Annotated in this window: 22 protein-coding genes; 11 read left to right on the top strand and 11 right to left on the bottom strand. The window is 32.8% G+C overall.

Annotated elements, in window-relative coordinates:
- Nucleotides 1–228 precede the first annotated feature (228 nt).
- Together CCO88_RS01545 and CCO88_RS01550 are read left to right on the top strand one after the other, a co-directional pair.
- The gene (locus tag CCO88_RS01545; RefSeq protein ID WP_002779917.1) at nt 229–588 is read left to right on the top strand and encodes a DUF485 domain-containing protein; all 360 of its coding nucleotides are present in this window, start codon (nt 229–231) and stop codon (nt 586–588) included.
- On the top strand, nt 585–2,231 hold the full coding sequence (locus CCO88_RS01550; protein ID WP_002779919.1) for a cation acetate symporter: 1,647 nt from the start codon (nt 585–587) through the stop codon (nt 2,229–2,231). Before CCO88_RS01545 ends, CCO88_RS01550 begins: the two co-directional genes overlap by 4 nt.
- A gap of 118 nt (nt 2,232–2,349) precedes the next feature.
- On the opposite strand, the gene CCO88_RS01555 is transcribed toward CCO88_RS01550, so the two are convergent.
- From CCO88_RS01555 to dnaA, 9 genes are all read right to left on the bottom strand, one after another.
- Entirely contained in the window at nt 2,350–2,730 is a 381-nt protein-coding gene (locus CCO88_RS01555) for a c-type cytochrome (RefSeq protein ID WP_038406297.1), read from the bottom strand.
- 6 nt (nt 2,731–2,736) lie between these two features.
- Nucleotides 2,737–2,895 (bottom strand): hypothetical protein, encoded by a 159-nt coding sequence (locus CCO88_RS10800; protein ID WP_002779923.1) that lies wholly within the window; start codon nt 2,893–2,895, stop codon nt 2,737–2,739.
- A 76-nt stretch (nt 2,896–2,971) separates the two neighbouring features.
- Nucleotides 2,972–3,472 (bottom strand): hypothetical protein, encoded by a 501-nt coding sequence (locus CCO88_RS10805; RefSeq protein WP_223209381.1) that lies wholly within the window; start codon nt 3,470–3,472, stop codon nt 2,972–2,974.
- Nucleotides 3,438–3,596 (bottom strand): hypothetical protein, encoded by a 159-nt coding sequence (locus CCO88_RS10810; RefSeq protein WP_223206638.1) that lies wholly within the window; start codon nt 3,594–3,596, stop codon nt 3,438–3,440. Before CCO88_RS10810 ends, CCO88_RS10805 begins: the two co-directional genes overlap by 35 nt.
- Before the next feature lie 71 nt (nt 3,597–3,667).
- The gene (locus tag CCO88_RS10815; protein ID WP_223208703.1) at nt 3,668–4,039 is read right to left on the bottom strand and encodes an FAD-binding oxidoreductase; all 372 of its coding nucleotides are present in this window, start codon (nt 4,037–4,039) and stop codon (nt 3,668–3,670) included.
- Nucleotides 4,040–4,101: 62 nt separating this feature from the next.
- Nucleotides 4,102–4,479 carry a twin-arginine translocation signal domain-containing protein gene (locus tag CCO88_RS01570; RefSeq protein ID WP_002783511.1) on the bottom strand — a complete coding sequence of 126 codons (378 nt, stop codon included), beginning with the start codon at nt 4,477–4,479 and terminating at the stop codon, nt 4,102–4,104.
- 162 nt (nt 4,480–4,641) lie between these two features.
- Complete coding sequence (gyrB, locus tag CCO88_RS01575; protein WP_002805333.1) at nt 4,642–6,954, bottom strand: DNA topoisomerase (ATP-hydrolyzing) subunit B; 2,313 nt, start codon at nt 6,952–6,954, stop codon at nt 4,642–4,644.
- 31 nt (nt 6,955–6,985) lie between these two features.
- Entirely contained in the window at nt 6,986–8,053 is a 1,068-nt protein-coding gene (gene dnaN / locus CCO88_RS01580) for a DNA polymerase III subunit beta (RefSeq protein ID WP_002779379.1), read from the bottom strand.
- Nucleotides 8,054–8,217: 164 nt separating this feature from the next.
- Nucleotides 8,218–9,540, bottom strand: coding sequence for a chromosomal replication initiator protein DnaA (dnaA, locus tag CCO88_RS01585; RefSeq protein ID WP_002799923.1), 1,323 nt, complete (start codon nt 9,538–9,540; stop codon nt 8,218–8,220).
- A gap of 102 nt (nt 9,541–9,642) precedes the next feature.
- Here dnaA and ruvC point away from each other — a divergent pair, with 102 nt between their 5' ends.
- The 6 genes from ruvC (at nt 9,643) to CCO88_RS01615 (ending at nt 16,706) form a co-directional block, all read left to right on the top strand.
- A complete protein-coding gene (gene ruvC, locus CCO88_RS01590) occupies nt 9,643–10,119 on the top strand; it encodes a crossover junction endodeoxyribonuclease RuvC (RefSeq protein WP_002779934.1) in 477 nt (158 codons plus the stop codon).
- 180 nt (nt 10,120–10,299) lie between these two features.
- Complete coding sequence (flgE, locus tag CCO88_RS01595; RefSeq protein WP_002839164.1) at nt 10,300–12,840, top strand: flagellar hook protein FlgE; 2,541 nt, start codon at nt 10,300–10,302, stop codon at nt 12,838–12,840.
- 425 nt (nt 12,841–13,265) lie between these two features.
- A complete protein-coding gene (locus tag CCO88_RS01600) occupies nt 13,266–14,537 on the top strand; it encodes an aminotransferase class I/II-fold pyridoxal phosphate-dependent enzyme (protein WP_002806248.1) in 1,272 nt (423 codons plus the stop codon).
- 11 nt (nt 14,538–14,548) lie between these two features.
- The gene (locus CCO88_RS01605; protein WP_002779372.1) at nt 14,549–15,583 is read left to right on the top strand and encodes a YeeE/YedE family protein; all 1,035 of its coding nucleotides are present in this window, start codon (nt 14,549–14,551) and stop codon (nt 15,581–15,583) included.
- A 9-nt stretch (nt 15,584–15,592) separates the two neighbouring features.
- Nucleotides 15,593–15,814: a sulfurtransferase TusA family protein gene (locus CCO88_RS01610; protein WP_002839165.1), complete on the top strand. Its 222-nt coding sequence runs from the start codon at nt 15,593–15,595 to the stop codon at nt 15,812–15,814.
- Nucleotides 15,815–15,824: 10 nt separating this feature from the next.
- Nucleotides 15,825–16,706 (top strand): homoserine O-acetyltransferase/O-succinyltransferase family protein, encoded by an 882-nt coding sequence (locus tag CCO88_RS01615; RefSeq protein ID WP_002779370.1) that lies wholly within the window; start codon nt 15,825–15,827, stop codon nt 16,704–16,706.
- A gap of 4 nt (nt 16,707–16,710) precedes the next feature.
- Here the strand turns inward: CCO88_RS01615 and CCO88_RS01620 are convergent, their stop codons facing one another.
- Nucleotides 16,711–17,310, bottom strand: a complete 600-nt coding sequence (locus CCO88_RS01620) for an FAD-dependent oxidoreductase (RefSeq protein WP_002779369.1) — start codon at nt 17,308–17,310, stop codon at nt 16,711–16,713.
- A 160-nt stretch (nt 17,311–17,470) separates the two neighbouring features.
- Between CCO88_RS01620 and queF the strand changes: the two genes are divergently transcribed.
- The 3 genes from queF (at nt 17,471) to CCO88_RS01635 (ending at nt 19,425) form a co-directional block, all read left to right on the top strand.
- Complete coding sequence (queF, locus tag CCO88_RS01625; RefSeq protein WP_002779368.1) at nt 17,471–17,854, top strand: preQ(1) synthase; 384 nt, start codon at nt 17,471–17,473, stop codon at nt 17,852–17,854.
- Nucleotides 17,855–18,040: 186 nt separating this feature from the next.
- On the top strand, nt 18,041–18,367 hold the full coding sequence (locus CCO88_RS01630) for a PepSY-like domain-containing protein (protein ID WP_002779367.1): 327 nt from the start codon (nt 18,041–18,043) through the stop codon (nt 18,365–18,367).
- A gap of 413 nt (nt 18,368–18,780) precedes the next feature.
- Nucleotides 18,781–19,425 (top strand): outer membrane beta-barrel protein, encoded by a 645-nt coding sequence (locus CCO88_RS01635; protein ID WP_002779366.1) that lies wholly within the window; start codon nt 18,781–18,783, stop codon nt 19,423–19,425.
- A 23-nt stretch (nt 19,426–19,448) separates the two neighbouring features.
- Here the strand turns inward: CCO88_RS01635 and CCO88_RS01640 are convergent, their stop codons facing one another.
- Nucleotides 19,449–20,078, bottom strand: coding sequence for a hypothetical protein (locus CCO88_RS01640; protein WP_002805331.1), 630 nt, complete (start codon nt 20,076–20,078; stop codon nt 19,449–19,451).
- Between the last annotated feature and the right edge of the window lie 71 nt (nt 20,079–20,149).

The raw sequence follows: 20,149 nt of genomic DNA on the forward strand, positions 1-20,149 counted from the left end.
TTTTTCCTTGTGAATTTATAAAAGCTTAATTCTAAAGAAAAATTTTTTAAAATGAGATAAAAATTATCAATGAATTAATATGTAAATTTTAGTAACATTGATAAATATATGTTACTTTTTTTCATATTTAAGATAAAAATTCTATTATTACACAAATTTTTAAAATAAAAAGCCTTAATTCATTGAATTTTTTGTTATATTGAATTATAAACATTGAAAGGAGTACCCATGAATTTAAATGCGGAGCAAAAAAATGCTGTTTTGAGATTTAAAAAGTTTGTTTCTTTTAGAAACAAAATATCTCTTAACCTATCTTTGATAGTGCTTATTTGTTACTATATCTTTGTTTTAGGTATAGGACTTATGCCTGAAATTTTAGGGTATAAACTGGGTCCTAGTTCCATCACGCTTGGTATTATGGTAGGCATTGGCCTGATTTTATTGTGTATTATTTCCACAGGAATTTACACTTTTATCGCAAATTATTTTCTTGATAAAGAGCAAGAAGAAGTGATTAAAAACTTGGAAAATGAAGGGTTGCTTGATGCGTTAAAAGATGGAAAAATCAATTATAAGGAGCTAGTATGAAAGTCTTTATATTTTTAAGTTTAATCTTTAATTTAGCCTTAAGCGCCGGTTTTGATCTAGGAGAAGTTCATCAAAAACCTATAAATATAACTGCTGTTGGTATGTTTTTAGTCTTTGTTTTAGCTACTTTGTTTATCACCTATTATTCTAACAAAAAATCCAAATCCAAAAGTGGATTTTATACCGCCGGAGGAAATATCACAGGAATGCAAAATGGTGTAGCTATAGCGGGGGATTATATGAGTGCGGCAAGCTTTCTTGGAATTACCGCTTTAGTTTTTACTAATGGCTTTGATGGGCTTATTTATTCTATAGGATTTTTAGTGGGTTGGCCTATTATTTTATTTTTAATTGCAGAAAAATTTAGAAATCTTGGCAAATTTACCTTTGCAGATATTACCGCTTATCGTTTAGAAGCTAAGCCTATACGCGTTATATCAGCTATTTCTGCTTTAAGCGTTATTATCTTTTATCTTATTGCTCAAATGGTAGGAGCAGGACAACTCATACAATTGCTTTTTGGTTTACCTTACACTTTTGCGGTTGTTTTGGTCGGAATTTTAATGATTTGTTATGTAACCTTTGGAGGAATGCACGCAACCACTTGGGTGCAAATCATCAAAGCCATTTTACTTCTAGCAGGGGCTACTTTTATGGCTGTTATGATTTTATACCTTACGAAATTTGATTTAAAATATTATTTTGATTTAGCCATTTCTCATCATCCAAAAGGTGAAAACATAATGAAACCAGGGACTTTTTTGCCTGATACCGTATCAGCTCTTTCTTTAGGCTTGGCTCTTATGTTTGGAACTGCGGGTTTACCTCATATACTTATGCGATTTTTTACCGTAAAAGATGCTAAAGAAGCTAGAAAGTCAGTATTTTATGCAACAGGATTTATAGGGTATTTTTACATACTTACTTTCATCATAGGCTTTGGTGCTATAGCGCTCTTACTTGGTAATCCTCAATTTACTAACGCTGATGGAAGTTTTAATGGGGCTAGTAATATGATAGCAGTTACCTTAGCTGATGTTTTGGGTGGAGATGTCTTTTTAGGATTTATTTCAGCAGTAGCTTTTGCTACTATTTTAGCAGTCGTTGCAGGACTTGCGATTTCAGGTGCAGGAGCTATAAGTCATGATTTATATGTCAATGTTATCAAAAAGGGTGATGTCAAACATGAAGATGAAATGAGAGTTACAAAAATCGCAACTATAGCTATAGGAATTTTTGCTATTTTGCTAGGCATTGTCTTTGAAAAACAAAATGTTGCTTTTACCGTAGGACTTGCTTTTGCTATTGCTGCGAGTGTAAATTTTCCTATACTTTTACTCTGTATTTATTGGAAAAATCTTACCACTAAAGGCGCTTTTTGGGGTGGACTTATAGGACTTATAGTCGTTCTTGCTCTTGTGATTTTAAGCCCTAGTATATGGGTAAAAAGTTTTGGTTTTAGTGAAGCTATTTTTCCTTATGATCATCCTGCTTTATTTTCAATGCCTTTAAGTTTTATACTCATTTATATCATTTCAAAATTGGATAATTCTAAAAGAGCTAAAAAAGATAAAGAAGGTTTTGAAGCACAAGATTTTAGAGCTCAAAGCGGTGTGGGAGTAAGTGAAGCTGTGGCGCATTAAACAAAAAAAGCTTCTTTACATTTAGCACAGAAGCTTTTTTAAATTTAAACCAGTAAATATTCTCATTAGAAAAGTATTTTAGGACTTTACTTAACATAAAGTCCTTTAGAGTTTATCTTTATTTGTAGTTTCTACCCAAATACTCACCTAAATACTGCAATTCTTTATCGCTGATTTCAGTTTTACGGAAAAACGGCATTGAATGTTTACCATAACGCACAAAAATCGTTACCAAATCAGGGCTTAAATCCGTTCTATCTTCTAAAAGCGCAGGCATTCCCTCGCCATGACATGCTATACACCACTTACTATAAACTTGCTGTCCCTTTCTTTGATTTGCATTTAATTTTTTACTATCAACGCTTGAAAATGCTGCAGGGGATCTTGGATTGTTTGGAATATACTCATAAACACTTATAGATTCACCCTTTGGCAACCATTCTTTATCCTTAGCATTTAAATTCAGCAAGCAAACAAATAAAACAAAAAATAAAGCGATTTTTTTTCATTTTTCTTTACCTTCTTTCATTCTTAATGCGTCGCGTTTGTTATTAACAAAACGCTCATCTCTTAAATTTTTAGGCCAAATGCCTCCACGACCAGGTGCTAAAATTCCATTTGGATCAATACAATCTTTAAGCTGCGCGATAATCTCCCCATCCATGTTCTGCAGCAGTTTGAACCATTTGACGATACATTTTACGCACTTTTAATTGTGTGCTTTATCGGTTCTTGAGTTATTAAAAGGCTAACATAAAGCAAAATGCACGATACATCCAACTTCTAGGATGCGAAAAAGGTGTTATAGGAGATTCTTCCCCAAATTCTCTAAATAAATTCATATACACTTCTTGGCATTTTAAAAGTTCTTTACCATCGCGTGGAATAATAGGTGAAAACCATACATGCCCATCACTTGGTTCTAAAACCTCACCTCTTGTGCTAAGCCAAAAAATTTCCATATTTGGAATTCCAAGAGTAACCTTATGTTTAAGCTGCTTTTTTTGCTCCAAATTCAAAGGTAAACTAAATTCTTGAACGATAGAAATATCTACACCTTCAATGATTTTAAATCTTTGCTTGATATATTCTAAATTTGCATAGCACACTTCTTTACAGCCATAAACTGAAACATCGATATTCCAATAAGGGATTTTATTTTTCAAAGCATAATTTTGAATTTTATCCATATCAGGTAAGCCATTTTTACTTGTAAGATAGCCTTTTAACTCCGCATTCATCGGTTTTCCATAAGTCTGCGAAAGTCTTAGCTTTTGGTAAAGCACCCATACCCGTGCGTAAAATTTCTCCATTAGCCAAAACAACTTCCATCCCACAATGCGAGCCAAAGTGATCACGATACATCCCATAGCTATATCCCCAACCATGATCTAAAGCATTTCCAAGTGGAGAACCCCAACCTGAATCAGGAATATCTAAAAAAACATTGAGATTGTTTTTTCTACATACTTATAAAGATCAAAATAACTCACCCCAGGTTCAACGATACAGAAATTTCTTTTATCATCTACTTCGATGATTTTATTCATTCTTTTTAAATCTACAACAACCTGCCCTCTTTGCTGTGGTGCAGAAGAACCATAGCCTAAATTCTTACCTGTGGAAATAGGAAAAAGAGGAATTTTAAATTCATTTGCTATTTTAACTATAGCTTGAACTTCTTCCACATTTTTAGGTGCAAGCGCTAAAGAAGGGATAGGTTCGTCATCATCATCCCATTGCGGGCTATACGCATCTCTATAAAGATCTAAATCCTCTTGGGTTTTAAATACCCACTCTTTACCCAAAGCTTTTTCAAATTTTGCTACTGCAGCTGTAAAATCACTTTGCGAAACATTTTTTGGTAAAATTATAATTTAACTCCTTTTGGTGCCAAAATCCAAGTATAAAAATCACCTTGTTTTTTTTCATACGCAACACGCATACCATAATCCGCCGCCATAGTGCGGATCACAAAAAAAGTTGTCCCACTACTCACACTTCCAATGAGTGCTTTATTTTCAAAAGCTTCTTTAAGTTGTGAGTAAATATTGCTGATATCTTTTTCAATAAGTAAAATTTCATCCGCGTTAATGAAATTTCCTTGATGAGGAATTTCACTATCTTTGATAAAATATTTCACTTGTTTAGCTTGAGAAAATTCCAAAAAAGAAGCATTCAAACCAGAAAGACAAACAGCACTTAAAGCCGTAGCTTTTAAAAAATTTCTACGCGAAACTTCTAACATGAATTAATCCTTTTAAGTATTTAGTATTACAAATTATAAATCTATAAATTTAAAAAATAATTTGAGTAAAGATAAAATATGAATTATTGTAACAAAGTGTGAAATTTTTAAACAAAAAGATAAAATTTAGTGTCAAATTTACAATCTGACACTAAAAAATTTTTACACATCCAAATGTTTTACATCTTTAGCATGTGTTTGGATATAATCGCGTCTTGGTTCAACCTCATCGCCCATGAAGAGATTAAAAGTATCATTAGCACTTTGTGCATCTTCGATAGTGATTTTTAAAAGTCTTCTTACGCTTGGATCCATAGTTGTTTCCCAAAGTTGTTCAGGGTTCATTTCACCCAAACCTTTATAGCGTTGGATATAAGCACCTTTTTTGGCATTTTTTTCTACTTCATCTAAGATATCTAAAATATCTTTTTCAAAGCTCAAATCACGATCTTTTATTTTATTAAAGATATAATTTGCCTCTTCATAAAGAGGGTGTGAAAATAAATCATCATTGATGATAAGTTCTTCCAAACCATTTTCAGTTTGCACATAAATGCGAATTTCATTTTCATTGATATAATGATTTAAAATATTATGCCCTTCTTTTTCCAAAAAAGCTTTAACGATTTTAAAAAGTTCTTCATTATTTTCTTTGATAAAGTCAGGATTTTCGATCAAATATCTAATCACAGAAATCACATTGAAACGCTTTTTAAGCTCATTTAATACCGAGCGATAAGCGGCAACGATTTTTAGAAAATCTTTTAAATCATTTAAGCCAATTCCTTCATAATTAGAACTTTCAATACCTGTTTCGATGAGATAATCATTCAAAGCTTTTTCATCTTTGAGATAAATTTCTTTCTTTTGACCTTTTTTATAGCGGTAAAGCGGTGGTTGGGCAAGATAAATGTGTCCATTAGCCACAAGTTCATTCATAAAACGGAAGAAGAAAGTTAAAAGTAGAGTTTGTATGTGAGAACCATCCACATCCGCATCCGTCATGATGATGATTTTATGATATCTTAGTTTTGAAAGATCAAAATCCTCACCTATACCACAACCAAAAGCAGTAATCATATTTTGAATTTGTTCAGATTTTAAAATTTTATCAAGTCTTGCTTTTTCAACATTTAGAATTTTACCACGCAAAGGCAAAATCGCTTGAAAAGATCTTTCTCTTCCTTGTTTTGCAGAACCGCCCGCAGAGTCCCCTTCCACAAGATAAATTTCACTCTCACTTGGATCTTTACTTTGACAATCAGCTAATTTTCCAGGCAAAGTTCCTACACTCAAGCTTTCTTTTTTACGCGTTAATTCTCTTGCTTTTTTTGCTGCTTCTCTTCCTCTAGCTGCCATTAAAGCTTTATTCATAATAGCTTTTGCTTCGATAGGATTTTCTTCAAAATATTTACTAAGATATTCAAAACTTGCTTTTGAAACTATAGGACGCACATAAGAAGAGCCAAGTTTTCCTTTAGTTTGTCCTTCAAATTGAGGTTCAGGCACTTTTACACTTACTACAGCGATAAGTCCTTCACGCACATCATCGCCTGTGATTTTAGAGTCTTTTTCCCTAGCACTAGCATTTGCTTCTATGTAGTTGCTAATCACTCTTGTTAAACCCATTCTAAATCCAGCTTCATGCGTTCCACCATCAGGGGTTTTGATATTGTTTACAAAAGAAAGCAAGTTTTCGCTATAAGTATCATTATAAAGCAAAGCTACTTCTACATTTACATCTTCTTCATCTACGCTAAAAAATATAGGTTTGGTTAAAGCTTCTTTTTTATTTAAATCGCTAACAAATTGTGAAATTCCGCCCTCAAAATGAAAACTTTCACTTTTGTCTACACGATTATCTTTAAAATTTATAGTGATTTTTGGATTTAAATATGCAAGTTCACGAAATCTTTTAGCCAAAATATCATAATCAAATTCTGTTACTTCAAAAATTGTATCATCAGGCCAAAATTCTATGGTGGTTCCTGTTTTTTTACTCTTTCCTATAATATCAAATTCACTGATGACTTTACCTTCTGAAAATTCTTGGCGATAAATTTCTCCATTTCTTTCAACTGTAGCTACAAGTTTTTTAGAAAGTGCATTTACAACTGAAACGCCCACACCATGCAAACCCCCTGAAACCTTATAAGTGTCTTTATCGAATTTTCCCCCTGCATGAAGAACGGTTAAAACGACGGTTAGGGTTGGCATATTTTCAGTAGGGTGCATATCTACAGGAATTCCACGACCATTATCGCTAACGATACAGCTTCCTTCGGTAGTGATTTCTATATCTATAGTATCACAATGTCCTGCCATTGCTTCATCGATAGAATTATCCACTACTTCATAAATCATATGATGAAGTCCGCCTATATTGGTATCTCCTATATACATACCTGGGCGTTTTCTAACAGCTTCTAAGCCTTTTAAAACTTTAATATTACTCGCACCATAATTTTCTTGCATATTTTTCCTTTTAACTCAAGATTTTAAGTTTTTATAAAATCATAGGCATGATAACCATAGATAAGCCTTGAGAATTTACTACAAAGGCTAAGTTAGGTTCATTTACACTTAAAGTGAATTGTTCTTCTTCGATTGAAGTTAAGAAATCAAGTAGGTATTTTATCTTGATATTAAGATTAAATTCTTCACTTACTCCTGTTTCGATTTCAAGTTCGGTTTTTGCTTCCATATTGTCTAAGCTTATACCTTCAAAGATGATTTTATCTTTGTTGAAATGAAGTTTCATTTTTTCAGTTACAACGCTGATTTTTTTAAGACTATCTATAAAATCTTCAGTTGAAAATTTAAGTTCTTGTTTGAAAGTTTTTGGGATAACTTTTTCATAATCAGGGAATTTATCATTGATAAGTTTTGTAAAGAATTCAAAATTATCATTTTTAGCGATCAGCATATTTTCATCATAATAAATTTCGATTTTCTCATAAAAAAGTTTTTGCATTTCCATGATAGCTTTTTTAGGAATGCTGATGTGAAATTCTTGATTGTTTGTTTTTTCAAGAGTATAAACTGCAAGGCGTCTTGTATCGGTTCCAACGAAATTTATTCTATCTGTTTTTATATCTAAAAATGCACCATTTAGAGAATATTTAGGGTTGTTAGTATCAATGCTTGGTAGAATTTTTTTAAGAGATCTACTTAAATCACTTGAATCAATGTCAAATTGGTTTTTACCTTCTGTTTTAGGGAAATTTGGAAAATCTTCATGATTAAACATAGGAAGTTTGTATTTTGTACTTTTTTGTCTTATAAATAAAAAATTATCTATGGTTTCTAATACCACTTCTTCATTGTTTAAACTTTTTATCACATCGGCTATGCTTTTTGCATTTGCAGTAGCAAATCCACCGCTTTCTACGCGAATTTTTCTTATTTTATAGTTTATCCCTATTTCAAAATCACTCGCTCTAATGATAAGTTTATCCTCATCAGCTTCAAAAAGTAAATGTGAAGTGATGGTGCTAGAATCTTTTTTTTCTACATAGGCATTACATAAAAGTACCGCTGATTCAAGGGTATTTTTATTGATACTTAGTTTCATTTTTTCTCCTTGGCTTTATTATATATAATTTAAATTCATTGTAATAATAAGACTATTGAAATTGTGAAATTCTTTAGCAAAAAATTATTAAATTTGTATTTTACCATATTTTGCTTAATTATATTTTTTCACATTTTGCTTTTTTTCTTTTCACATTTCTTCACTTAACTTTGACTTTTTGTAAGAATTTTGTTTTTTAATTCTTCGATTTTTGTTTTTATTTGCTCATCATCTTCCATGAGTTCTTTTATTTTTTTCACACTATGTGAAATAGCTGTGTGATCTTTCATCACAAAAAAGTTAGCAAGTTGTGAAAAAGTAAGGCTTGTAAGTTCCCTTGCTAGGTAGATTGCTATGCGTCTTGCAGTAACGACATTTTGAGTTTTTTTGCTAGATTTCACATCGCTTGGTTTGATGTTAAATTCTTTACAGATCAAAGATAAAATGTCTTCTATGCTTATATTTTCTTTCTTTTCTTTGATATGATCTTTCATCACGCTTTTTGCTAGCTCAAGGGTGATTTCTTGTCCAAGTATGTTAGCATAAGCATTTAAGCTTATGATGATACCTTCTATTTCTCTTATATTATCCCCTAAAGAAGTGGCGATATAATTAATGATATCATTAGAAAGATTGATATCATTAAATTCGCATTTTTTGCGTATGATGGCTATTTTTGTATCCAGTTGAGGTGGAGTGATATCTGCTATGATACCATGAGCAAAACGACTTTTTAAGCGTTCGGTGATACCTTTTAGCATATTGGGTGGGTTATCACTTGTCATGATAATTTGCCCATCATTATTTTTAATCTCATTAAATATAAAGAAAAACTCTTCTTGAATTTTGTCTGTTTTTCCTAAAAATTGCACATCATCTATGAGTAAAACATCACAATTTCTATATTTTTCGTGAAATTTATCTAAAGAGCCATTTTTTAAATTTGAAGTAAAATCATTGATAAAATTTTCACTCGTAGCATAAATCACTTTTTTTCCCATTTCCAAACTTGCATTTCCCACAGCTTGAAGCAAGTGCGTTTTTCCAAGCCCTGTAGGCCCATAGATAAAGATAGGATTATAAAGTTTTCCCAGTTTGTCTTTTTGTGAGATAGCTTTACAAGCTCCATAAGCGTATTTGTTAGAATCCCCCACTACAAAGCTTTCAAAAGTAAAAGAAGGATTTAAAATCGTACTTTGCGCCTTGATGTGAGCGATATCGATTTTAGTGCTTTTGCTACTATGTTTTTGGCTTTGTGCTTGTATCAAAACGCTCGCTTTATTTCCGCTTTGTACTTCATAAAAATGTGAAATTTTTTTACCGTATTTTGTTTGTATGAATTTGGCTAAAAGCTCATTAGGAGCGTTAAAGACTAGAAAATCTGCTTTGCTTTGTTTTTCGTTAAATTTTAAGATAGCGATATAATTTTCGTATTCGTTTTCACTTAATTCTTTTTTTAAATTTTCAAGTATTTGATTTGGATTCATAATCTCTCTTTAGTCTTTGTAAGCTTATAAATTTTATCTTAAATTTTATAAAAAAAGGTTAAAATCAAGCTTTTGCATTTCATTATTGATTAAGGTGGAAGATTGAAAATTTTAGGCATAGATCCTGGTTCAAGAAATTGTGGTTATGCTATCATAGAAGCAAATAAAGGTAAAAATACCCTAATCGAAGCAGGACTTATAAAGATAAAACCCAGTACTTTACAGTATCAAATCACAGAGCTTTGTGAGGGTTTGGACTTGATTTTTAAAAATCATTCTTTTGATGAGGTGGCTATAGAAGATATCTTTTTTGCTTACAATCCAAAAACCGTTTTAAAACTCGCACAATTTCGCGGAGCCCTATCTTTAAAAATTCTTCAAATTCATGGAGATTTTGCAGAATACACTCCCTTACAAGTAAAAAAAGCCGTTACAGGAAAAGCCAAAGCAACTAAAGAACAAGTTGCTTTTATGGTAAAAAGGCTTTTAGGACTTAGTAAAGATATTAAGCCTTTGGATATCACAGATGCTATTGCAGTAGCTTTAACCCATGCAGCAAATTTAAGAGTTAGGGTGTGATTTTAGTAATTTTTATTACACAAAAGCCCAAAGCTTCATAAACTCCTAAAATACCTTTAAATTTTTTATATAAATTTTTAAAAAATTCATAAAAAATTTCAAAAGTTGGAACAGAACTTGCTTGTAAACTTCACATAAACGCAAAAGTTTTTTAAAGCAATATTTTATAAAGGATTTAAGATGATGAGATCACTTTGGTCTGGCGTAAGCGGACTACAAGCACATCAAGTTGCGATGGATGTTGAAGGTAATAACATTTCAAATGTTAATACCAAGGGTTTTAAATACTCCCGTGCAGATTTTGGGACTATGTTTAGCCAAACTGTGAAAATCGCTACAGCTCCAACTGATGGAAGAGGTGGATCTAATCCACTTCAAATCGGTCTTGGCGTTTCAGTAAGTTCTACGACTAGAATTCACTCTCAAGGTTCAGTGCAAACAACAAATAAAAACACCGATGTCGCGATTAATGGAGACGGCTTTTTTATGGTGAGTGATGATGGGGGGCTTACGCGCTATCTTACAAGAGATGGGGATTTTAAACTTGATGCTTATGGAAATTTTGTTAATAATGCAGGTTTTGTTGTCCAAGGGTGGAATATCAACTGGGATACTCAAAGTATAGATAGCTCAAGAACTCCGCAAAATATTTTCATCGATCCAGGTATGCATATCCCTGCAGCAAAATCTACTGAAGTTGCTATCAAGGCAAATTTAAATAGTGGTCTAAATATCGGCAACGCCGCACGCCCACTTTACGCACTTGACTCCGTGCATGGCTTTAATAAAAAGACAGGCGAAACAAAAGATGAAAACGATAATGGCATAACTCAATTTTACACCACTTCTAAAAATTCTATGGAAGTAACTGAAAAGGGCGTAGATGCAGGCTCACTCTTTAATGGTAGCGGTCAGGGGCTTAATCTTAGAGAGGGGCAAGGGATTTGGATGAGTTTTGCAGATTCTAAATTTACAACGAATGGCACTAATAGAACAGGCTTTGATGCTAATAATAAAACAAATCAAAACAATGTTGTATTTTGGGGAAGTGAAAATCAAAAAACACGCCTTGACATCACTCTAAACGGCGTAGCGATACAAAATGCCGACATCACAAGCTTAGACCAAGCCATAGCTTACATTAATACCTTCACAAATCCGCAAGAAGGTAGAGAAGGCACAGGCATAGTAGCGAGTAAAAATGCTAACGGCACTGGGATAATATTTACAAATAGAAATGAAAACGGCACAACGGATAATATGAAAAATATCAACCTAGTTGTCAATGCACAAAACACCGCAGGGGAGTTATGGAATGCGACTTGGAACCAAGGTAATAATAACTTTACTTTCGGTAATGGTAAAGTTAATACAAACGGCTCCGTTTGGACAGCCACAGGGGGAACGGGTAACCAAACCACAGGACCAACAAATGCCGTTGTTATCACAGCACACAAATACACCTACTCAAGCTCCCCACAAAATATACCTCCTATGTATAATCCTGACGGAGGTGCGCAATTTACGGATAATGACAATAATCCAACTACTAAACCAACAGATCCAGCCAGTGGGAATTACTGGGACGCTTTAAGAGGAAGTCTTTATAATACCGATGTGCGTGTGTTTAGAACTACTGAGGACTTAAGAGAGCTTTTGCAAAGAGACGCAAGATATGGGGTCGATTATAATGGCAATGGTGCTTTTGCAACAGAAGACATCAATCAAAAAGTAACCATCACCGTAAGTGATGACGGGCGTTTTACCGTGTCTAATGCAAAGCAAGATAGTCAAATTCCAGCAAATGCCTTGCAAAATCAAGCAGTAACGACAACGGCAAAAGACCTAAGCTTTAATGTTACAGCCTACACAGATGCGCTTGGCAAAGTTAGCACAAATGACGCTTTTACCAAAATCTTTAAAGCTTTTGATGGTGTGCAAACTGCAGGAAGTCAAAAAAAAGAAAGTGAACAACTCAAACTTTCAGCATTTTCAGCGGGGCTTGAAATTTATGATTCTTTAGGTTCAAAACATACTTTAGAAGTGCAGTTTGTCAAGCAAAGCACCACTCAAGATGGGGGTAATGAATGGCAGATGATCATCCGTGTGCCTGAACCAGCTGAGATCAACACTACAGGTGAAGGACCAAACAATATCGTCGTAGGAACAGCAAGATTTAACAACGATGGCTCTTTAGCTAGTTACAATCCTAAAACTTTAAATTTTTCACCCAATAACGGTGCCGCACCAAACCAACAAATCAAACTTTCCTTTGGAACAAGTGGAAGCAATGACGGCCTTGTAAGCTCAAATTCTGCTTCAACTCTAACAGGACAAGCAACCGATGGTTATACTTCAGGTAACTTAAAACCTGATGCTATCCGTGTGGATGATAAAGGTAATATCTTAGGTGAATTTACTAATGGCAAAACCTTTGCTGTAGCAAAAATTGCAATGGCTTCAGTAGCAAATAACTCAGGTCTTGAAGAAATCGGTGGAAATCTTTTCAAAGTCACTGCAAATAGTGGGGCTATAGTAGTAGGTGAAGCAGGAACAGGAGGTCGTGGTGAGATGAAAACCTCAGCTCTTGAAATGTCAAATGTGGATTTAAGTCGTTCTTTAACAGAGCTTATCATCATCCAAAGAGGTTATCAAGCAAATTCAAAAACCATTTCAACGAGTGATCAAATGCTTCAAACTCTAATCCAGCTTAAACAATAATTTAAGCTTAGCATTCTATAAAATATTGTTTTTTGCTCCCTTAAAGGGAGCAAGCCTTGCTTTACAAGCCTATCTTGGTAGTCTTGTAATACTAGGCTTAGGCTTGAACTGCCTTCAATTTATTGCTAACTCACTCTTGCTAGGGGTGGGTTGCAATAAAATTTTCAGCAATGTGATATAAATTTTTTAAAATTTAATTTTATTTTTATTTTTTAAAGATAAAATAACCAATAATTTTTTAGAAAGGAGAAAAAATGTCTTATATTAGTTTTAACTTAATGCTTTCTTCTTTCTGTATGCGTGCTTGGCACGCTTAATCTACTCGTATATACTCATATTCTATAAATTTACATTTCCAAACAATCTAGTTTAAAGCTGATAAAAGGCTTTTTAGTATTTTTTTAATTAACAAAAAAGGATAAAAAATGAATTTTAATAAAGAAACTTTAGCATTACATGGAGCTTATAATTTTGACACTCAAAGAAGTATTAGTGTGCCTATATATCAAAATACTGCGTATAATTTTGAAAATTTAGATCAGGCTGCAGCGAGATTTAATCTTCAAGAACTTGGCAATATTTACTCAAGGATAGGCAATCCTACAAGCGATGTTTTAGGACAAAGACTTGCTAATGTTGAGGATGGGGCTTTTGGAATTCCTGTTTCTAGCGGTATGGCAGCTTGTTTTTATGCCCTTGCGAATTTAGCAAGTTCAGGAGATAATGTCGCGTATTCAAATAAAATTTATGGTGGAACTCAAACTTTAATTTCTCACACACTTAAAAATTTTGGCATAGAAGCTAGGGAATTTGATATCGATGACTTAGATAGCTTAGAAAAAGTTATAGATCAAAACACAAAAGCGATTTTTTTCGAAAGTCTTTCAAATCCTCAAATTGCCATAGCTGATATAGAAAAAATAACCCAAATAGCAAAAAAACATAAAATCGCTACCATTTGTGATAATACCGTTGCTACTCCTTTCTTACTCCAACCTTTTAAACATGGAGTGGATATAATCGTGCATAGTTTAAGTAAATATGTAAGCGGTCAAGGCAGTGCTTTAGGCGGAGCGCTTATAGAAAGAAAAGATTTAAATGACTTGCTTAAAAATAACGATAGATATAAAACTTTTAACACTCCTGATCCAAGTTATCATGGACTGAATTTAAATACACTTGATTTGCCAATTTTTAGCATTAGAATCATCATCACTTGGCTTAGAGATTTAGGAGCTAGTTTAGCGCCTCAAAATGCTTGGTTGCTTTTACAAGGACTTGAAACTTTAGCAGTGCGTATAGAAAAACACAGCCAAAATGCTGAAAAAGTTGCGAATTTTTTAAATTCTCATCCTGATATCAAGGGTGTAAATTATCCTACTTTAGCAAGTAATGCTTATCATAATTTATTTAAAAAATATTTTGATAAAAATTTCGCTAGTGGACTTTTAAGCTTTGAAGCTAGGGATTATGAGCATGCTAGAAGAATTTGTGATAAAACTCAACTTTTCTTACTTGCTGCAAATTTAGGTGATAGTAAATCTTTAATTATCCATCCTGCTTCTACTACTCATTCTCAACTAAGTGAAGAAGAACTTCAAAAAGCAGGCATTAAGAAAACCACTGTGCGTTTAAGCATAGGGCTTGAAAATAGCGATGATTTGATAGCGGATTTAAAACAAGCTATAGAAAGTTAAAGAGCGTGTTTATGTTAAGTGGAATTATAGTTGGTTTGTTATTAGGCTTTGTTTTGCAAAGGGGACGATTTTGCGTTGTGGGAGCTTATAGAGATGTATTTTTAAGTAAAAAATTTACAATTTTTATAGCGCTTTTTATCGTCGTTGCATTGCAAAGTATTGGTGTTTGGGCTCTTCATTCTTTAGGATATATTTCGATAAAGCCTCAAGAGTTTTATTGGCTTTCAACGATTATTGGTGGGATTATTTTTGGCTTTGGTATGGTCATAGCAGGAGGATGTGCTACAGGAACTTGGTATAGAGCAGGGGAGGGCTTGATCGGTTCTATCGCAGCTTTATTGTTTTATGCTTTTAGTGCAAGTGCTGTAAAATACGGAGTTCTTTTGCCTTTGCAGGATAATTTAAATACTTTTAAAATTTCTGATGGAACTTTTTATCAAAGCTTGGGAATTTCTCCTTGGATTTTGGTGCTTGCCTTGAGTTTGGTTGTTGGCTTTTTTGTGATTAGAGAATTACGCAAGCCACGCCTTAAAGTCGCAAGATTAAAGCCTAGAAAGCAAGGAATTTCACACATATTGTTTGAAAAATCATGGCATCCTTTTGTTACGGCTGTTTTGGTTGCATTGATCGCAATTTTAGCTTGGCCTCTTTCAAGCTTAAGTGGAAGAAATTATGGTTTAGGGATTACAACTCCTTCGGCAAATCTTGTACAATACCTTAGTACAGGTGATGTTCAGTTTGTTGATTGGGGAGTTTTTTTGGTTCTTGGAATCGCACTTGGATCTTTTTTAGGTGCTAAATTATCAGGGGAATTTAGATTTCGTCTTCCTGATAAAAAAACTCTAGCTTATGCAAGCATAGGAGGAATTTTAATGGGGGTTGGAGCTTCTCTTGCTGGAGGCTGTACCATAGGTAATGGATTGGTAGAAACATCGCTTTTTTCGTATAAAGGTTGGGTTGCTACGGTATTTTTCTTAATAGGTGCTTACATAGCTACTTTTTATACAATTATATTGCCTACGCGTAAGGCAACACAAAAGATATAAGGATAAGATATGGTAACTTTAGATACTAGAGGAAAGGTTTGTCCCTTTCCACTCATTGAAGCAAAGAATTTGGTTCAAACTTTAAAAAGCGGTGAAGAATTAGAAATTCTTTTTGATTGTACACAGGCTACAGAAACAATCCCACAATGGGCTGCTGAAGAAGGACATGAGATCGTTGATTTTGAACTTTTAGGCGATGCAGAATGGAGAATAAAGCTTATTAAAAAATAAAGGAGAAAAAATGCCACTTATTATTCCAGAAAATATACCCGCTTATGAGCTTTTAAAAGAACATGCTTTTATCATGGGATCAAGGAGGGCAAAACATCAAGATATCCGTCCGCAAGAGATTTTAATCATCAATCTTATGCCAAAAAAAATTGAAACAGAAAATCAAATTTTAAGCTTACTTGCAAATTCTCCTTTGCAAGTAAATATCACACTTTTAGCTACTACTAGCTATGTAGGTAAAAACACTCCTTTTACTCATTTAGAAAAATTTTATAAAGGTCTTGATGAGGTTAAAAAACGCAAATTTGATGGTGCTATTGTTACGGGAGCTCCTGTGGAACAAATGGATTTTGAAAAAGTTGCTTACTGGAAAGAATTGTTAGAAATTTTTGATTTTTTACAGCAAAATGTAACAAGTTCTATGTATATTTGTTGGGGTGCTATGGCTGCTTTAAAACATTTTCATGGCGTAGATAAAATCGCTTTAGATAAGAAAATTTTTGGAATTTATAAGCATGATAAAATTTCACCTGATTTACTTTTAACGAATTTAGATGAAAAGGTTTTAATGCCTCATTCAAGACATTCTAGTATGGATGAAGAGCAAATTTTAGCACTACAAAAACAAGGGAAATTGAAAGTTTTGCTTAGAAATAAAAAAATTGGCTCGGCTTTGTTAAGAGATGAAAAGAATATTTTTATTTTAGGCCATTTAGAGTATTTTAAAGATACTTTACACCAAGAATATGTAAGAGATAATTTCATACAAAAAGCTAAAAATTATTACGATAAAAAGGGCAATATAAAATACAATTGGCGTTCAAATGCGAACACCATCTTTGCAAATTGGCTCAATTATGATGTGTATCAAAGCACACCTTTTGTGCTTTGATGATTTAATTTCTTGTAGTAGGGGTATCGTGATATACGCTTACTGCACCTTTGATATCGCTTAAAATCGCGCAAGCTGCTTCATTGGCACTTCCCATCGCGCAAGCTACCATAGTCGTAACACCTGAAGCAAGTCCTGCTGCGTAAATTCCTTCTTTGATAATCTGTCTCCCGTGATGTTTGAAGCAAAATTTGTTTGGCTTTGGCATAAGTTCATGAGGTATAACAAAGTCTTCAAGTCCTTTGATTTCACTTTTACTTGCTCCTGTTGCTACGATGATATAATCTGCTTTTATACCCAAGCCTTGCTCATCATTAACCGTAAAATCGCCTTTTTCTCCACTAATGCTTACTACTTTTGAATCGATATATTTTACCTCAAGCATAGAAGCAATTTGTTCTTTTATATGAGTGTAAATTTCATCTGCTTTTGCACCTTTTGGGAAAAAAGGAACATTGTAAATTGCTGCTGCTTTTAAATCTGCTTTACCCTCATCAAAAACAGTGATATCAAAGTCAAGTTCTTCATTTTTAGCTGAAGCGAAAAATAAAGCCGCGCTAAGTCCTGCGATGCTACCGCCTATAATTGCAATTGATTTTCTCATTTTTTTCCTTTTTAAAAATTTGTCTTATTCTAGTATAAAAAGCTTTATTTAATCTAATATCGATCTTTTTTATACAATTTGTTAAAAATGTTTATTTTTCAATTGCTCTAAAAGTAATTTTTTATATAATTTTCTAAAAATTTTTCAATAAGGAAAGCTCATGCGTTATGGTGAAAAAGAAATTAAAGAATTTGATGTAGAAAATATGGAAATTTGGCCTAATGATGCGAAGAATGATTATATTATAAAAATCACCTTACCTGAATTTATGTGTTGTTGTCCGCGTTCGGGTTATCCTGATTTTGCGACGATTTATCTTGAGTATATACCTGATCAATTTGTGGTTGAACTTAAAGCGATAAAACTTTATATCAATACTTTTATGCATAGAAATGTTTCACATGAAGCAAGCATCAATGAAATTTATAATACCTTAAAAGATAAGCTCAAGCCAAAATGGATTAAGGTGGTAGGGGATTTTAATCCACGCGGAAATGTGCACACAGTGATAGAATGTCGCAGTGATATGGTAGTGCCAAAATGAAATAAAGCTTTTGCATTCATGTAAAGCTTTATAAAAAATAGCTTTAAAGTGCAAAAGCTTCAAAATTTTTTCAATATTCTAAATTTATAGAGCTATTTTCTAAATATTTTTTATCTTATCTTTCACGCTCGCTTCACACAAAAAACATAAACTTACACTTGTTAAAACATTTTAAGGAGTTAGATAATGAAAACAAAAATTATCCCTGCTATTCTAGCATGCTCTGCAATTCTTGCAAGTGCGAACATGGTCCCTGCTTCGACTCAAACTCCTGCAGTCGCACCTGCCCCACTTCATCCATATCCTGCATACCCACAACAAGCTATGCCACCACAAGATTATTTTAATGGCTTACCAAAAAATATCAACAGCCAAATTCAAAATCTACATCCAGGTGCTTTTATTGTTGATGTGGATTGGGAAGAGTATGGTTATGAGGTTAAGCTCAATAATTTTATGGAGCTTTATTTTGATCGCAATGGCAATTTTTTGGGACAAAAATTTGATGATTAATCACTTTTGATTGAAACTTTTTTACAAAGAGTAAATTTACTCTTTGTATTTTTTATTCTTTTTTAGATAAATTTATATTATAATTGCACATTTTTTTAAATATAAGTTATATATTTTGATATTAGTTGTCTATCGTTGAGGCAAAAAGTCTAATATTTTTAGATGTTAAGTGATTTATGTTGAGCTTGCTTTCCTTGAAAAACAAATCTTTAAAAATATGGAAAATATGATTTAAAAAGTCAAATTTATAAGCGTTTTAAGGCCGATTCGTCTCGAATTTGCAAACAATCTCAAACCATAGAATACTTACATATCTTAGAAAAAAATTAAAAAAGTAACAAAAATAATACTATATTAATTATCAATATAATATAATATAATGCGTTTTACAAAACCAATTTAAAGGAAAAATTATGAATAAAAAGTTTTTAAGTGTAATTGTGGGTATTGCGCTATTTTCAAGTTCAGCTTTAGCTGCAGAAGAATCAGGTTTTTTTATAGGTGCGGATGCAGCTTATGTTCAAACTAAAGTTAAAGGGGATTTAAAACATAATAAAACCGGTGCTGTTTTTAATGGTGATTTATCTAGTAGCATTCCTATTTTAGGTTTAAGAATGGGTTATCGTTTTAATGATTTACATAGATTGTATGCTGCTTATAATTATTCTGATGAATTTAGTGATATTATAAGAACTCCTAATCTTAGAATAGAGGGTGATTTTAACACACATAAATTCTTGCTAGGCTATGATTTTACTCCAGAAATTTTTAAAAGAGTAAGAGCTGTTGCGGGTGGATATTTAGGCTATGCAAAAACAAGTATTGATTTAAAAACATCTTTATTATCTTTATCTCAAGATTTTGATGGTTTTGTTTACGGAGCAAAAATAGGTGCTATATTTGAATTAGGCGCTTCTAATGAAATCGAAGTAGGTTTTAAAGCAGAACAAATCGAATACAATACTAGAAATTATTACCAAGAAGCTATAGGGTCGAATTTTTATGATCCAAGACAAACAAATTATGGTTTATATTTAGGTTATACTTACAAATTCTAATGAAGTATTTTATCGGTAGGATTTCAACCCCCACCGATAAAATATCTTTCTACATCATCTAGCAATTTTTCACAAATTTGAGAATCAGTATTTTTATCTACTACAAGATTGATATAAGTTCTAGTATCTCTAAAACTTCCTGCCGATTTTGTATTTTCGCGTGTTAATTTTTGGTTTTCTTTGGTGTATTCTATGGTGATGTTAAATTTAAGAGCCGCGCTTGCTTCTCCTAGATTGGTTTTTATTAAAACATTCATTTTTGAAGCTTTAGAGAGGGTAGCTTGGGTTTTAGATATGATTTCTTTAAATCTTTGGCAAGAGCGGATGAGCGTTGAAATGAATGTATTATCAAGTCCTTCATAAGCTACTTTAAGTTTATTTTTGATGTCTTTTGTACTTTCTTTTTCAGGAGCAACAAAAACCATGTAAAAACCTGTTTTGATTGGGACATTATCAGTTTTGACATCGCGCCCACTTGCCATAACTTTAACATAAATTGCATTATCAAGATAGACACGATCTACCATAGGTCCGTAAATTTCATACTCTTTTCTACGAACTATTACTTCACGAGCCAATACATTTAATTTTACATTAGCTTCATGGATAACAGGCTCCATTTCTTTTTTGATTTCTAAAAGCTCTTTTAACATCAACATCCTTTTTGTTACTTAAAATTACAATTATAACAATAAATTTCTTAATTTGTAAATTTTTATTTTGT

Origin of the sequence: Campylobacter coli LMG 9860, from assembly GCF_000254135.1 — a bacterium.
GTDB lineage: Bacteria > Campylobacterota > Campylobacteria > Campylobacterales > Campylobacteraceae > Campylobacter_D > Campylobacter_D coli.